This is a genomic window from Streptomyces sp. NPDC058646 (assembly GCF_042716875.1).
Taxonomy (GTDB): Bacteria; Actinomycetota; Actinomycetes; order Streptomycetales; family Streptomycetaceae; genus Streptomyces.
The window spans coordinates 1-12,185 of sequence record NZ_JBHXRK010000018.1; the positions used below are offsets into that span (position 1 = coordinate 1).

The 12,185-nt window shown below is 72.7% G+C and carries 12 protein-coding genes; 6 read left to right on the top strand and 6 right to left on the bottom strand.

Features of this window, described 5'->3' with window-relative positions:
* Positions 1-104: 104 nt before the first annotated feature.
* The 4 genes from ppk2 to ACFWUZ_RS21980 all read right to left on the bottom strand — a co-directional run bounded on the left by ppk2 (position 105) and on the right by ACFWUZ_RS21980 (position 5,259).
* Complete coding sequence (gene ppk2 / locus ACFWUZ_RS21965; RefSeq protein WP_384375306.1) at positions 105-1,145, bottom strand: polyphosphate kinase 2; 1,041 nt, start codon at positions 1,143-1,145, stop codon at positions 105-107.
* 210 nt (positions 1,146-1,355) lie between these two features.
* The gene (locus ACFWUZ_RS21970; protein WP_384375750.1) at positions 1,356-1,631 is read right to left on the bottom strand and encodes an isoamylase early set domain-containing protein; all 276 of its coding nucleotides are present in this window, start codon (positions 1,629-1,631) and stop codon (positions 1,356-1,358) included.
* A 325-nt stretch (positions 1,632-1,956) separates the two neighbouring features.
* Complete coding sequence (locus ACFWUZ_RS21975; RefSeq protein WP_384375309.1) at positions 1,957-2,358, bottom strand: hypothetical protein; 402 nt, start codon at positions 2,356-2,358, stop codon at positions 1,957-1,959.
* 54 nt (positions 2,359-2,412) lie between these two features.
* Entirely contained in the window at positions 2,413-5,259 is a 2,847-nt protein-coding gene (locus ACFWUZ_RS21980; protein ID WP_384375312.1) for a LuxR C-terminal-related transcriptional regulator, read from the bottom strand.
* Positions 5,260-5,394: 135 nt separating this feature from the next.
* Between ACFWUZ_RS21980 and ACFWUZ_RS21985 the strand changes: the two genes are divergently transcribed.
* From ACFWUZ_RS21985 to ACFWUZ_RS21995, 3 genes are read left to right on the top strand one after another with little or no spacing between them, the layout of a single operon-like run.
* Positions 5,395-5,751 carry a VOC family protein gene (locus ACFWUZ_RS21985; protein WP_384375315.1) on the top strand — a complete coding sequence of 119 codons (357 nt, stop codon included), beginning with the start codon at positions 5,395-5,397 and terminating at the stop codon, positions 5,749-5,751.
* A complete protein-coding gene (locus tag ACFWUZ_RS21990) occupies positions 5,748-6,200 on the top strand; it encodes a pyridoxamine 5'-phosphate oxidase family protein (protein ID WP_384375318.1) in 453 nt (150 codons plus the stop codon). The genes ACFWUZ_RS21985 and ACFWUZ_RS21990 overlap by 4 nt, the downstream gene beginning before the upstream one ends.
* A gap of 58 nt (positions 6,201-6,258) precedes the next feature.
* Complete coding sequence (locus tag ACFWUZ_RS21995) at positions 6,259-6,771, top strand: iron chaperone (protein WP_384375321.1); 513 nt, start codon at positions 6,259-6,261, stop codon at positions 6,769-6,771.
* Here the strand turns inward: ACFWUZ_RS21995 and ACFWUZ_RS22000 are convergent.
* A complete protein-coding gene (locus tag ACFWUZ_RS22000) occupies positions 6,768-7,217 on the bottom strand; it encodes a hypothetical protein (protein WP_384375324.1) in 450 nt (149 codons plus the stop codon). The two genes, ACFWUZ_RS21995 and ACFWUZ_RS22000, sit on opposite strands and share 4 nt — an antisense overlap.
* Before the next feature lie 127 nt (positions 7,218-7,344).
* Here ACFWUZ_RS22000 and ACFWUZ_RS22005 point away from each other — a divergent pair, with 127 nt between their 5' ends.
* The 3 genes from ACFWUZ_RS22005 to ACFWUZ_RS22015 all read left to right on the top strand — a co-directional run bounded on the left by ACFWUZ_RS22005 (position 7,345) and on the right by ACFWUZ_RS22015 (position 10,681).
* Positions 7,345-7,989, top strand: a complete 645-nt coding sequence (locus ACFWUZ_RS22005) for an ArsR/SmtB family transcription factor (RefSeq protein WP_384375327.1) — start codon at positions 7,345-7,347, stop codon at positions 7,987-7,989.
* Positions 7,986-9,338 carry an MFS transporter gene (locus ACFWUZ_RS22010; protein WP_384375330.1) on the top strand — a complete coding sequence of 451 codons (1,353 nt, stop codon included), beginning with the start codon at positions 7,986-7,988 and terminating at the stop codon, positions 9,336-9,338. Before ACFWUZ_RS22005 ends, ACFWUZ_RS22010 begins: the two co-directional genes overlap by 4 nt.
* Before the next feature lie 254 nt (positions 9,339-9,592).
* Complete coding sequence (locus tag ACFWUZ_RS22015) at positions 9,593-10,681, top strand: selina-4(15),7(11)-diene synthase (protein ID WP_384375753.1); 1,089 nt, start codon at positions 9,593-9,595, stop codon at positions 10,679-10,681.
* Between the two features lie 59 nt (positions 10,682-10,740).
* Here ACFWUZ_RS22015 and ACFWUZ_RS22020 read toward each other — a convergent pair whose 3' ends face one another.
* Positions 10,741-12,096, bottom strand: a complete 1,356-nt coding sequence (locus ACFWUZ_RS22020) for a cytochrome P450 (RefSeq protein WP_384375333.1) — start codon at positions 12,094-12,096, stop codon at positions 10,741-10,743.
* Between the last annotated feature and the right edge of the window lie 89 nt (positions 12,097-12,185).

Consider the following 12,185-nt stretch of genomic DNA (forward strand, 5'->3'; position numbering starts at 1 on the left):
CCTCCGCCGCATCCGCGCCAAGCTGAACGTCCACACCACCGCCGAACTCACCCGCCTGGCCATCAGCCTGGGACTGTGACCCCAGGGAACCACGGGGTCTTCGGCTACGGGGCGTCTCCCGGCCGCTCCGGCCGTTCCTCCCCGGCAGGCCCGTCCGGGTGCGGCTCCGCGGAGTTCTGCGGGCGGGGATGGAGTCCGCGGCCCAGGGTCGGGTCGGCCAGGGGCGTGGGGGAGAGGTCGGCGGGTCCTTCGCCGGGCTCCAGGAGGGTGTCGGCGGCGCCGACGATGAGGGGGTCGGGCCGGCCGACCGCCTCGGGGTCCTTCCCGTCGTAGTCGATGCGCCACAGGAGGCTCCGTATCGCCTCCAGCCGGCCCCGCCGCTTGTCGTTGCTCTTGACGACCGTCCACGGCGCGTGTTCGGTGTCGGTGGCCCGGAACATGTCGACCTTGGCGGTGGTGTACGCGTCCCACAGGTCCAGGGAGGCCAGGTCCGTCGGCGACAGTTTCCACTGCCGCACCGGATCCACCCGGCGGATCGCGAAACGGGTGCGCTGCTCGGAGCGCGAGACGGAGAACCAAAGTTTCACCAGCAGGATCCCGTCGGCGACCAGCATGGACTCGAAGGCGGGGCACTGCCGCAGGAACAGCTCGTACTCCTCCGGGGAACAGAAACCCATGACCCTCTCGACCCCGGCCCGGTTGTACCAGGAGCGGTCGAAGAAGACGATCTCACCGGCGGTCGGGAGGTGGGCGGTGTACCGCTGGAAGTACCACTGACCGGCCTCCCGCTCGGTCGGCTTGTCCAGGGCGACGATGCGGGCCCCGCGCGGATTGAGCCGCTCGGTGAACCGCTGGATCGTCCCGCCCTTGCCGGCCGCGTCCCGCCCCTCGCAGATCACCACCAGCCGGGCCCCCGTCTCCTTCACCCAGTGCTGGAGCTTGAGCAGCTCGATCTGCAGGATCCGCTTGGTCCGCTCGTACTCACCCCGCCGGACCTTGCGGTCGTACGGATAGTTCTCCTGCCACGTCCGGATCGGGGCGCCGACCGAGTCGAGGAGCACCGGCTGCTCGGGCCGGTGGTCGTCCACGCTGAGCCCCGCCAGCAGATCTTCGCCCTGGGACTGCTGAATGTCGTCTTCGTTCATACCGCGCGCCTACCCCGTTCCACCGGATCACGCCTACGGGCGGCCGGCGAGGTCCGGGACGAGCAGGCCGTCATCGCGGGGCGACGCCACGGTACGGCTCACGGCGACGGCTCACCGCCCCCCCCGCCGATGGGGCGGAGGGGGCCGGTGAGCCGTATGTGACGCCGGACGGCCGGGACGGCCTGTGCCGTCCCACGCCGCTCGGGTCGTTCAGGTGTGCAGACGGCTGTTGGGGCCGTCCTGGTCGCCGGCGCTCTCGTCGTTGAACCAGTAGTCGCCGGCGGCCAGGTACCGGAACGCATGGGTGCTCTTGCTCGGCAGCGCGACGGTGACCGCCCGCTTGCCGTCCTTGCGCGGCTCCAGCGTGTGGATGCCGGGCTGCCAGTCGTTGAAGTCGCCGACCACGCTGACCGGCCCGGGCGGGATGTCGGAGGGGAGGACGAAGGTGACCTCGGTGCGGTCCTTGCGCAGGGTGCGCTCCAGCATGGCGTTCGGCTCCTGACGGCGCGGGGCGGACGGGAATGCGCCCATCCTGTCCACCTGACGGCCGGAGCCGCATCCCGACGCTGCCAGGCAGGTACGGATGTCACCCGCCCGCCACGATCCGTGGCACACAAGGTGCGTAGGGTGAGATCCGGTGCCAAGGTGGAAGTGAGACGGCTCCGCACGACGAACGAGGACGACGAGTGCGACGCACGCCACGACGACGTGCGAGCAGAGCAGTACCCACGCACGCAGAGCCCGGCCGGGGACCGTAGTCACCCCGGCCGGGCTCTGTCACGCACAGCGGTCCGCGGGACCCGCCGGTCCCTCAGCCGGCCAGGGCGACGAGCCGCCGGTACTGGAGGTCGGCCGTCCGCCCGGCCGTGAGGTGGACGCGGACGTCGGCGAGATACTCCCTGAGGGCGTCGTAGCCGACCGTGTAAGCGGCCTCCTGCCCGCCGGCCCCCGGAGGCATCCAGAAGATCAGCACCTGCTCGTTCCTGCGCGCGCCCTCCCGCGTGGCGAAGGCCAGCTCGTGGACGACGAGGCGCGGCTCGTCCGCGGGCAGCGCCCGGAGCAGCTCCTCATGGGTCAGATTGGCTTCCATGTCCGGCACCAGGGCACCGGGTGTGTCCGTGGAGCGCAGGATCACGGTGTTGACATCCCGCATCTCCGTCAAATGGTGGAGGGCGCCGAGGCACCCTTCCGAAAGGCTGACTGGGCTGCTCATAGGAATCCCGTCTCGGTCGTGGCCGTCACCTGGACATCAACGGCGCAGCACCCGCTAAGGGTGCGGCGGCCGGACGGCCATGGGTGCGAGGCCGAGGCCGGCGAGCGCGGACGCTCCGGCTGCGGCATGCTCGCCACCGGCGAGAACCAGCGTGCGGGCCGACTGGTAGCGGGAACCGGCCGCCTCGAAGGCTTTTGCGGTGGCGAGCAGCCGCGGCAGGTCACCGTCGAGCAGGGCCTGCGCCCGGTCCAGCTGGGCGGTGGCGACCGGATTGCCGGTGACCACCGCGCGGGCGGCGTCGACCCGGGCCGGCGCATCCGGGTGCCCGGCGAGGACCGCAGCCTCCGCCCGGAGTGCCACGTACCAGTGCAGCCAGACCCAGCAGACCCACTTCCACACCTGCTCAGGCTCCGGCGCGATCCGCTCCAGCGCCGCGTCCGCGTCCCCGTGGTGGAGCAGGACCATGGTGTCGAAGACCGCGCCGTGGCCGTGGCGGTGGTCCTCCTTGCTTCCCGCCCGGTCGGCGATCGCGAGCCAGGCCGACCGCGCGTCCTGGTCGTCACGCAGACCGTGGACCATCGCGACGGCCGCGGCGGCCGGACCGAGCGAGAACGAGCGCTGCCGGCCGGTCTGCTCCCATGCGTCGAGGAAGCGCACGCTGCCGGTGAGCACGTCGTCGGCGCGGCCCGCGAACGCGTCCGCGACCAGGAGCCAGGACATGGCGTGGTCGCCCACCTCGGCCAGCAGCGGCTGGCCCGCCAGCTGTCTGCCCCACCGGTGCGCCGCAGGCAGTTCCCCCGCGCCGACGGCCGTTGCGGCGGCCATGGCCAGGGCGTCGACCAGTTCGTGCGTACCGGCGGGGGCGTCCGGTGCCGAAGCCAGGATGCCCACCCGGCGCCGGGCGGCGGCCGCGGCGGCGAAGGTGTCACCGGCCCAGCTCTGCGCCCCGGAGAGCGCGTCGAGAGCGGCGGACTGCGCCACCGGATCGCCCGTCCGGCGGGCGAGCTCGACCGCTCGCCCGGCGCACGCGACGGTCTCCGGCGCGGTGTTGTCCGGATCGCCCTGGACCGCTCCGAACGCGTCCGCGACCACTGCCGCCTCGGCCAGTGCCATGGCCGCCTCGGCATCCGGGTCGTCGCCACCGCTCAGCTCCCGCGCCGACGTGAGCAGGGCGGTGACCTCTTCCGCGGCTGGGATCCGGGTGAACGCGCTGGAGAAGCGGTACGCGACGGTGGCGGCGGCCGCCAGTTCGCGACCGGCACCGGCGTCGTCCCCGGCCCGGCGGGCTGCCTCCCCGGCAGCCCGGTGCAGGCGGAACATGTCGTCGCCGAGCCGCCGGCACCCGGCCACCCCGGCGGCGTGGTGCAGCGCCCGCGCACCTGCGGCATCGTCCCCGGCGAGCCCGGCCGCCTGCTCGTACCGCTGCTGCGCCTCGCCCAGCAGGTTCCGGGTGAAGGCCAGTTCGGCCATGGACAGGGCGAGACGGTAGGCGTCCGCGCGCTGCTCCGGCCGGCCGGCGGCCCAGGCGAGGGCGGCGCGGAGGTCCTCCGCCAGGGCGTCGAACCTGGCCCGCCAGTCAGCGCCGCCGGCGCCGGTGAGGGCGCTCGCGCCGGTCAGGCACCACGCGAGGTGCCGGGCGCGGACGTCCGCGACCTCGCCGGCCTCGGCGAGCCGCTCCGTCCCGTACTGGCGGATGGTCTCCAGGCCGTGGTAGCGGGTACCGGTCGCCGAGGGCATCACCGAGAGCAGGCTCTGCTCGGCGAGCCTGCCCAACCCGTCGGCCACCGCAGCCCCCTCCAGCCCGTCGGACCCGGCCCGGGCCCCGCCGGAGGCCACCCCCTCGAAGGCCGCCACCTCGGCGGCTTCCTCGGCCGTGAACGGCGCCACGAACACCGACACCCTCCGCAGCAGCACCCGGTCCTGTGGTTGCAGCAGGTCGTGGCTCCAGTCGAGGACCGCCCGCACCGACCGGTGCCTGCCGTCGGCGCGCGGGCCGCCCGCCAGGATCCGGAGCTGGTCGGAGAGCCCGGCCGTCAGGCCGTCCAGACCGAGCGTGGACCACCGCGCAGCCGCCAGTTCGATGGCCAGCGCCATGCCGTCGAGCCGCTCGCACAGGGCCGCGACCCGGTCGCGTTCCCCCGCGCCCGGAGCCCGGCCGACCGCTGCCGCCCGCTCCATGAACAGGGCCACCGCCTCCGATGTCCCGCCGCCGACCCGCGACAGCGGCGGGACCGGGAAAACCCACTCGAACGGCACCATCAGCCGGGCCCGGCTGGTCGCGAGCACCCGTACCCCCGGGCAGGCCACGAGCAGCCGTTCCAGGAACGGCGCCACCCCGTCGAGCACCTGCTCGCAGTTGTCCAGCACCAGCAGAGCCTGACGGTCCGCCAGCGCGGCCACCACCGCGTCGTCGATGCCGCGCCCGGGCTGCTCGCCCACGCCGACGGCCGCCGCGACCGCCGAACCCACCCGCCCCGGATCGGTGACCGGGACCAGGTCGACGAACCACACTCCGTCGGCGAAGTCGTCCGCCACCTCTGCCGCCACCGCCAGTGCGAGCCGCGTCTTGCCCACCCCGCCCAGACCGACCGCGGTCACCAGCCGACGTGCCGTCACCTCCTGGGCCAGCTCCCCGCGTTCACGCCCCCGGCCGACGAACGCCGTCAGCGGCGCCGGCAGTGCGGGTGCCGAGCGCGCCTGCCGGGCGCGCGTGAGTTCGGCCGCGCGCCGGGACAGCGCCCGCCGGTCCGGCATCCCCAACTTGCGCAGCAGGGAGGAGGCATGGGACTCCACCGTCCGTACGGAGATGAACAGCCGCGCGGCGATCTCCGCGTTGCTGAGGTGCTCCCCGAGCAGGGTGAGCACCTCGGATTCCCGGGCCGAGATCACTGGAGTGGACACCGGCCCATTATCCGTAGTGCTCTCCGTAGCCGGCACGGAGGTGGACCCCACCCCTCCCGGGAGAGGCTGTGACCACAGCGAAGGAGCCCGGGACGAAGCACCGGGCCCGCCCGGACCCCGACCACAGGAGAAGCCGTGAACACCTCTTCCACCCAGGGCATCAAGACCGTGCTGCACCCCGTCTCCGACCTCGAAAGGGCCAAGGCCGTGTACACCGCGCTGCTCGGCGCCCCGCCGCAGACCGACGGCCCCTACTACGTCGGCTTCGAGGTTGCCGGGCAGCACATCGGCCTCGTGCCGGGCGGCGGGCCGCAGGGCCTGACCGGGTCGCTGGCCTACTGGCACGTGCCGGACGTCGAGGCGACGGTCGCCGAGATGACGGCTGCGGGCGCCACCGTGAAGGAGGCCGCCCACGACGTCGGCGGCGGCCGCCTGGTGGCCACCGTCATCGACCCCGACGGCAACCTCCTCGGGCTCCTTCAGGACCGATGAGTACCGGACCCCGCTCCCGCGCACAGCGCCGCCGCGACACCGAGCACCGGCTCACCCACGACATCGACGTGTGGGTGGCCAGTGCCTCGCCGGACGGCACCCCGCATCTGGTGCCGCTGTCCTTCGACTGGGACGGGGAGGCCCTCCTGGCGGCCACTGCGGCGGACAGCCCGACCGGCCGGAACCTGGCCGCCACGGGGACCGCCCGGCTGGCGCTCGGCGACACCCGCGACGTCGTCATGATCGAGGGCGACGTCGAGGTCCTCGCCCTCGGTGCGCTGCCGCGGCCGGCCGGTGACCGCTTCGCCGCGCGCACCGGTTTCGACCCGCGCACCCTGACCGCGCCGTACGGCTGGTTCCGCATCACCCCGGGCCGCGTCCAGGCCTGGCGCGAGGTGGACGAACTGCCCGCCCGCCAGCTGATGCGCGACGGCCGCTGGCTGGACTGACGTCCGCGAAGCCCCTTCCTCCGATCCACCTGTCAAACCATCAAGGAGACGATCCGTCATGACCGGTACCAGTACCAGTACCAGTACCAGCACCAGCACCCAGAGCACGCACCAGGGATTCACGGCCGAGGAGCGGGCCGCGATGAAGGACCACGCCCAGGAGCTGAAGGCCGCGGCGCGCCGCAGTTCCCGGGCGGACAAGGCGGCGGAGGCGGAGCGGGAGGTGCTCGCGAAGATTGCCGGGATGCGGGACTCGGACCGCGTCATGGCCGAGCGGGTCCATGCCGTCGTCACGGCGAACGCCCCCGCACTGGCCCCGAAGCTCTGGTACGGGATGCCCTCGTACGCCCTGGACGGCAAGGTCGTCTGCTTCTTCCAGAGCGCGGAGAAGTTCAAGGCGCGGTACGCGACGCTCGGGTTCAGCGACCAGGCGAAGCTGGACGAGGGCACGATGTGGGCGGCCGGCTTCGCCCTGACCGAGGTGACGTCCGAGGTGGAGGAGCGGATCGCCGCGCTCGTGAAGCGGGCGGCCGACGGAGGCGCTCCCGGACATCGCGCCGCGGCGGCCTAGCGGGCGCTGCGCGCGAGCCAGGGGGTCAGGGCGCTCACGATCGGCTCCTTGTACGTCTCGTCCCCGGGGACCGGCACGACCAGCCACTGGCCCGGCGGGAAGAACCGCCCCTTCGTGAAGGCCAGTCCTCCGTAGACGGACCGAAGGAACGCCGGGACGGAATCGCGGGGGACGTCGTGGAACTCGACGTGATCCACGGTGATCTCCGCGTCGTCCTCGGGGAAGATCCGGACACGCACCGCCGGGACACCGGCGAGCTCGACGAACGCCTCGTGCGGCAGCGAGCCGTCGGGGTCGACGGTGGTGAAGAGGCCGGCCGAGGTGCGGCGCGAGGTCTGGTCGGCGCCGATGTCGTCGGTGACGGTCATGGTCAGGCCGTAGTCGTCCGCGATCTCGCGGACCGCGGTGACGGCCGCTTCGGTGGTGGGCAGATGAGGGTGTGCCATGGCCGGAATACTTCCTCATCCGGGTGCGCGGGGACGCTGGGGTCCGAGGGGGCGTGCGGACGCGTTCCCAAAGAAATCTCTGCAAAAATAGTTTGGGGAAATCTCCGGGCCGCTCTACCTTTCCGTCATGGTCAGCGAAGAGCAGGAACGCGTACTCGATCCCGAGCAGGACGCGGCAGCCTTGAAGGCCCTCACCCACCCCCTGCGCATCCGGCTGCTCGGACTGCTGCGGCAGGACGGCCCCGCCACCGCCAGCGAACTCGCGGTCAGGACCGGCCAGTCGTCCGCGTCCACCAGCTATCACCTGCGGATCCTGGCGAAGTACGCGTTCGTCGCCGAGGCCGAGCACCGGGACGGGCGGGAGCGGCGCTGGAGGGCGGTCCACGCCGTGACCTCCTGGAGCAACACGGCCATGGAAGCCGCACCGGGGTACCGCGCCTGGATCAGCCTGTCGCGCAGGACCCAGATCGAGCACCTGGAGGACTCCCTCCGGCAGCACGAGGCCGCCATCGCCGACGGACGCCTGGGCCAGGAGTGGGTGGAGCCGTCCGGCATCAGCGACCTGATGCCCCGGCTCACTCCCGAGTCGCTCACCGAACTCCGGGAGGTCATCGAAGCGAAGCTGGCGGAACTGACCAGCCGCGACGCGGCCGATCCGCGCGCCGCACAGGTCGTCCTGCTCACCGCCGGGCTGCCCCTGGCCCCCCGCGGCCCCCGCACCGGACGGGCAACCTCCGCCCCCGCGGAGGCAGGTGCCGGGGACACGCCATGACCGGGACGGTGGACACCCGTACCGCACGCCGCCGCTACGTCACGGTCTGCGTCCTCTTCTGGCTGCCCCTGGGCCTGACCATAGCCCCCCTGATCCTGCTCCTCACCGAGCGCGGCATGACCCTGGCAGCCGTCGCCGGATGCCTGGCCGCGCACTCCCTCACCGCCGCCGCGCTGGAACTGCCCACCGGAGGACTGTCCGACGCCCTCGGACGCCGCACCGTCCTGGCGGCCGCCGGCCTGCTGACCCTGGCCGCCCTCGTCCTCATCGGCCTGGGCACCGCACCCTGGCTGATCGGCCTCGGCATGGTCCTGATGGGCGCCGGCCGGGCGCTGTCCAGCGGATCCGCCGAAGCCTGGTACGTCGACACCGTCCACGTCCACGCCGGACCCGGCGGCGAACTGCGCACCGGCCTGGCCCGCGGCTCCTCCGCGACGTCCGCCGCGCTCGCCACCGGCACCCTCCTCGGCGGAGCCCTGCCCTGGCTGCTCGGACTCGGCCCCGACCTCGGCGCCCGACTGGGCGGTGCGACGGCCGGACTGCTGCTGCCCCTGTCCGTCCCGATGCTGCTGGGCGCAGCGGTCGAGATCGCCTTCGTGGCGTACGTCCTGACCGCCCTGCGCGAACCGCCCCGGCCCGCCGCCACCGTGCGCGGGGCCCTCCGTGACCTCCCGGCCACCGTCACGGCAGGGCTGCGCCTGGGAGGCCGTGACGCGCTGGTCCGCCGGATCCTCCTCGGCGCAGGCGCCGCCGGCAGCGCCCTGGCCACGGTCGAACTGCTCACGCCCGGCCGTGCCGCGGCCCTCACGGGGGAAGCGGAGGCGGGGGCGGTGCTCTTCGCCACGCTCGCCTGTGCCGGATTCGTCTGCTCCGCAGTCGGCAGCCACCTCGCGCCGCTGACGGCCCGGCTCGCGGGCGGTTCCGAACGCGCGGTCCTGGTGAGCCTGGGCACCGGCGCCTGCGGCCTGCTCCTCCTCGGCGCCACCGCGGCGTCCACCGGATTCGGTTCGGATGCCCTCGCCGCCACCGGCTACGGCCTCCTCTACCTCGGGCTCGGCGCGGCGGGACCGAGCGAGAACGACCTCCTGCACGGCCGCGTCACTCCATCGGGCCGGGCCACGGCCCTGTCCGTGCAGTCCCTCGCCCTGCAACTGGCGGGAGCCCTCACCGGGTTGGTCGTGGGCGTCCTTCCGTCAGGCCCGCTGCCCTGGCTGCTGGGCGGCGCCGCACTGCTGGCAGGAGCCCTCCTGTGGTCTCCCCGCACCGGGGCCGCTCCCCGGGACGCCCCGGAGGGCGACGCACCGCACCAGGACCGGAACGCGGGACGGCATGCCGGCGTGAGCGGCTGAACACCGAGGGGCGACGCCGGACGCAACGGGCCGCGCTCACCCGCCTGTTCGCGGCGAGGGCCGACAGGGGTCGGCAGCAGGTTCCGGGCGATCGGGTGGAAGCATGAGGTGGCATGGTGCATATGGTCGGATCGTCCCACTGGACCGAGTCATGGACATGCCGGATGATCACGAGTTGAGGTGCAGAAACGGGTGTGCCGCTTGCGTCAAGTGGTGCAGGGTGTCACCCGCGACAGAGGAGCCCCCCAATCGTGATTGCCGTACCGCCGCTGTTCTCCCCCATACCGCCGGCCGTTCACCCCCGGCACGCCGAGATCAACACGCACACCGCCGCGTGGGCGGAGGCCTTCGGGATCGGCTCCGAAGACCTCCGCCGACGTCTGGTGCGGCACGAGATCGGCGTGTTCGCGGCCCGGGTCCTGCCCTACGGCCGCGAGGAAGTCGTGCGGATCCTCGCCGACTTCGTGATGTGGCTCTTCGGCGTGGACGACGGCTACTGCGAGGAAGGTGTCCTCGGTCAGCGTCCGGGAGATCTTGCAGGAACGATGCACCGCCTGTTGCGCGTTGCGCAGAACCCCGAGGTGCCCCTGCTGTCCGACGACCCGCTGGCCTGCGGGCTGCGTGACCTCCGGGCGCGCGTGGACGCGTACGGCACGGACACACAGGCCGCCCGCTGGGTCGCCTGCCTGCGCGAGTACGCCCTCTCCGTCGTGTGGGAGGCGTCCCACCGCCGCGCGGACACCGTCCCGAGCCTGTCGGACTACACCCTGATGCGGTTGTACGACGGCGCGACGACGGTCATCTTCCCCCTGCTGCAGATGGGCCACGGATACGAGCTCCCGGCCGACGAGGCGGACGACAAGTCCGTCCGGGCGGCCGAGGAGATGGCGTCGTTCGTGATCACCTGGGACAACGACCTGCTCTCCGACCACAAGGAGCGCGCGGGGGAAGGCTATTACCTCAACGTGCTGCGGGTCCTGGAGGCGGACGGCTTCAGCCAGCCGGAGGCCATGACCCTGGCCATCGCACAACGCGACCGCGTCCTCACCGCGTTCATGCATCTCACCGACCACCTCCGTACGGTGGGCAGCCCCCAGATGCGGCAGTACACGGCCGGGCTCCGCAGCTTCGTGCGCGGCTCGCTGGACTGGGGCATCAGCTCGGTGCGGTACACCACCCCGGACGACCCGGCAGGGCTCCCCACGACCGTCGCCGACACCCCGACCGACGACCGGCTCGAACCCCTGGGGATCGACGCCGTCTCCTGGTGGTGGAACGTGCTGCCGCCGGGCCCTCCCCGAGGACTCTCCCAGTCCCGCGACCTCACCGGGGCGAGGGGCTGACCGGAGGACGCCGCATCCGTCCCGGACGCCCGGCGGCGGACGACTGCCGTCCCTCCGCGCTACGTGCGCGCGACCACGGTCATGGGGATGGAGTCCGCGTGGGCCACTGCCGACGCGACCTCCCGCGGCGTGTGACCGGCCACCGGGACGAGCTTCCAGCGGTCCAGGATCGTCGCGATGGCGATCGTGGCCTCCGTCCACACGAACTGGTCACCGATGCACTTGCGGGATCCCGCGCCGAACGGCACGTACGCGCGGCGCCCCGGTCCGCCGGCCTGCCGCTCGGGCAGCCAGCGATCGGGGTCGAACACATCGGCGTTCTCGTACAGTCCGGGATCGCGGTGCAGCGCGTACAGGCTGAAGGCCACCTCGGTACCGCGCGGCAGGGTGACCCCGGCCAGCACCACGGGTTCGGTGGTGCGCCTCATCAGCAGGGTGACGCCGTGGAGACGGATCACCTCGTCGATGACGCGGCGTACGCCCGTCAGCCGAGGGACGTGCAGGGCGGTGACGGGGCCCTCGCCGACGACCCGGCGGATCTCGGCCAGGAGTTCCGCTTCCACGTCCGGGCGGTGGGCGAGCTCGTGGAAGGTCCAGGCCAGCGTGGCGGCCGTGGTCTCCGCGCCCGCGAACAGGATGGTGGACAGCTCGTCCCGGACGGCCTCGTCCGACAAACCGCTTCCGCCGTCGGGATCCTGAGCCGTCAGGAGCAGCGACAGGAGGTCGTCGCGGCCCGTGTGTCCCGCAGCGCGTGACGTGGTGACGACCTCGTCGATGACCGCACGGAGACTGGCCGCAGCGTGGTCGAAGGCCCGGTTGGCACGTATGGGCAGGCGGTCGAAGAACTTCGGGGACGCGGCGCGCACCAACAGGTTGGTCAGCAGCACGGGCAGGTGCTCGCGGACGGCGTTGACCGCCGGCAGGCCGATCTCGCTGGAGAACAGCGTCCGGGACAGGGTCTCGACCGCATATCCGGCCATGGCCGGTTCGAGGTCGATGACGTCACCGGGTTTCCAGGAGTCGGCCAGGGCCCGGGCGCTGCTGCTCATGATCTCGGAGTACCCGGCTATGCGGTCGCGGGAGAACATGGGCTGGATCATGCGGCGGTGCCGCTTGTGAAGCTCCCCGCCGGAGTTGGCCAGGCCATTTCCGGCCAGTGGCCTGAGTCTGTCGAAGAAGCGCCCCTTCTCGAACCGGTTGGCCTGTTCGACCGTGACCTCGTGCACGAGGTCGGGCGTGGTCACCACGTACATCGGCATCGTGCCGAGGTCGACCCGTACCAGGTCGCCGTGGTCGCGCAGTGCCGAGAGGAAGCCAAGGGGGTTCCGCCACAAAGCCAGGGCGTGCCCGAGGAGGGGCACGGCACCCGGTGCGCGCGGAACGGAGGTGAGGGGCACTTCAGCTACTGACGACATGCCTGGTGGTCCTTTCGGCGGGGGTTCCGGCGACCAGGATCCCCTGCCCGGACAGGGGGGTTCACGGCGGCTCTGCGCATCCGCACGAC

Coding starts and splice junctions, on each gene's coding strand:
- ACFWUZ_RS22010 (WP_384375330.1), top strand. CDS start 7,986: ATGACCGGGACGGTGGACACCCGTACCGCACGCCGCCGCTACGTCACG.
- ACFWUZ_RS22020 (WP_384375333.1), bottom strand. CDS start 12,096: ATGTCGTCAGTAGCTGAAGTGCCCCTCACCTCCGTTCCGCGCGCACCG.
- ACFWUZ_RS22005 (WP_384375327.1), top strand. CDS start 7,345: ATGGTCAGCGAAGAGCAGGAACGCGTACTCGATCCCGAGCAGGACGCG.
- ppk2 (WP_384375306.1), bottom strand. CDS start 1,145: ATGAACGAAGACGACATTCAGCAGTCCCAGGGCGAAGATCTGCTGGCG.
- ACFWUZ_RS21995 (WP_384375321.1), top strand. CDS start 6,259: ATGACCGGTACCAGTACCAGTACCAGTACCAGCACCAGCACCCAGAGC.
- ACFWUZ_RS22000 (WP_384375324.1), bottom strand. CDS start 7,217: ATGGCACACCCTCATCTGCCCACCACCGAAGCGGCCGTCACCGCGGTC.
- ACFWUZ_RS21975 (WP_384375309.1), bottom strand. CDS start 2,358: ATGAGCAGCCCAGTCAGCCTTTCGGAAGGGTGCCTCGGCGCCCTCCAC.
- ACFWUZ_RS21970 (WP_384375750.1), bottom strand. CDS start 1,631: ATGCTGGAGCGCACCCTGCGCAAGGACCGCACCGAGGTCACCTTCGTC.
- ACFWUZ_RS21990 (WP_384375318.1), top strand. CDS start 5,748: ATGAGTACCGGACCCCGCTCCCGCGCACAGCGCCGCCGCGACACCGAG.